The 1518-nt window shown below is 57.5% G+C and carries 1 protein-coding gene; it reads right to left on the minus strand.

All coding sequences use genetic code 11. The features are described from left to right. Positions 1-23: 23 nt before the first annotated feature. A partial coding sequence (locus BGP85_RS22410) for a Tn3 family transposase (RefSeq protein ID WP_146048995.1) occupies positions 24-1518 on the minus strand: 1495 nt, incomplete at its 5' end.

Genomic DNA, 1518 nt, shown 5'->3' on the forward strand with positions numbered 1-1518 from the left:
CTAAGGACGAACGGAATGAGAACTTACGCGGCGTTCCTTAGCCTAGCCGGAAGGCGGAGCGATCGAAATCCGTTCGGCATCTGATGTTCGGCATCCCATGTGTAGATGCCGGTAAGGTTGATATGTTCCCAACTGAGCGGCGATATGTGTTTCAATAGAGTATCAGGAATGTCTCGCCCCGCTCGTTTCAGCTGTGTGACCGCGCGATCAAGATAAACCGTATTCCAGTGCACGATCGCACTGACGACGAGATTGAGCCCCGAGGCGCGGAAAGCTTGGCTCTCGAACGACCGGTCGCGGATTTCGCCCCGCTCGTGGAAGAACACAGCGCGTTTCAGCTTATGGGCGGCCTCGCCCTTGTTTAGACCGGCTTGGCATCTCCGCCGTAGTGCCGGACTTGAGTACCATTCGATCATAAAGAGCGACCTTTCGATACGGCCGAGTTCGCGGAGCGCCCTCGCGAGATGGCTCTGCCTTGAAGACGCGGACAGTTTCTTGAGGATCGTAGACGGCACCACGGACCGTGTCGTGATCGACGCCGCGAGATGGAGCAGGTCGTCCCAATGGTCGAGGATTAGGGCGGTGTTGATCGGCGCCCCGATATGGTTCGACAGGGTTGGATATGCATCGCTCTTCTCGAACGTGTGGAACTTCCGGTCTTTGAGATTGCGCAGTCGCGGTGAGAACCGCTTTCCGATCAAGGCGAACAGCCCGAAGATATGATCACTGGCACCGCCCGTGTCGGTAAAGTGTTCCTGAATGTCGAGCACCGTGTCCTGGTCGAAGAGCCCATCGAGCACATAGGCCGCCTCGCTTTCGGTCGGACTGATGGGCAAAATGCCGAAGTAGCCGTACTGATCTGATAGATGGCTATAGAATTTCGTCCCGGGTTCGCTGCCGTAGTGCAAATTGATGTCGCCGCGCTTTGCGGCTCGGTCGCTCGCACGAAAGAATTGGCCATCTGACGATGACGTTGTGCCATTGCCCCAAAGGCGGGAATGCGGATGCTGGGTGTGGACATCGGTGATGCACGCTTGCGCCGCGCGGTAGGTCTCCGATCGGGCATGGAATGTGCGCATCCACCCAATCTGGTGAGCGCTGATCCCCTTGGATGCGCCCGCCATTCGCTTTGGGCCGAGGTTCGTCGCATCGGCCAGTACACCAGCGAGCATGGCGGAAACATTTTTCGGGACGTCGCCGGTGCGAACATGCGTGAATGAATCTGCAAAGCCGGTCCATTCATGCATCTCCCTTAACAGGTCGGGAACCTCGACCAACGGATACATGTCGCTGATCTCGGCATTCAGTTCCTCGGCTGCCATAGGGACTTCGCTGGCGGTTGGTGTAACGACCAAGGTTCCGGCTTCAAGACGAACTCCTTCGAGCTTTCCGGATCGTGCTCTGTGCGCCAGACGCTGGAAGTTGAAGTCGAGCATCTGACGCGCTTCGGCAAGCCACTGTGCGCCATCAGGTTGGACGCCCAATCCGAGACGATCCTCTTCCTTCATCGTGATGAAT

The sequence above is a fragment of the Pseudomonas putida genome, assembly GCF_002906855.1.
Lineage (GTDB): Bacteria > Pseudomonadota > Gammaproteobacteria > Pseudomonadales > Pseudomonadaceae > Aquipseudomonas > Aquipseudomonas putida_N.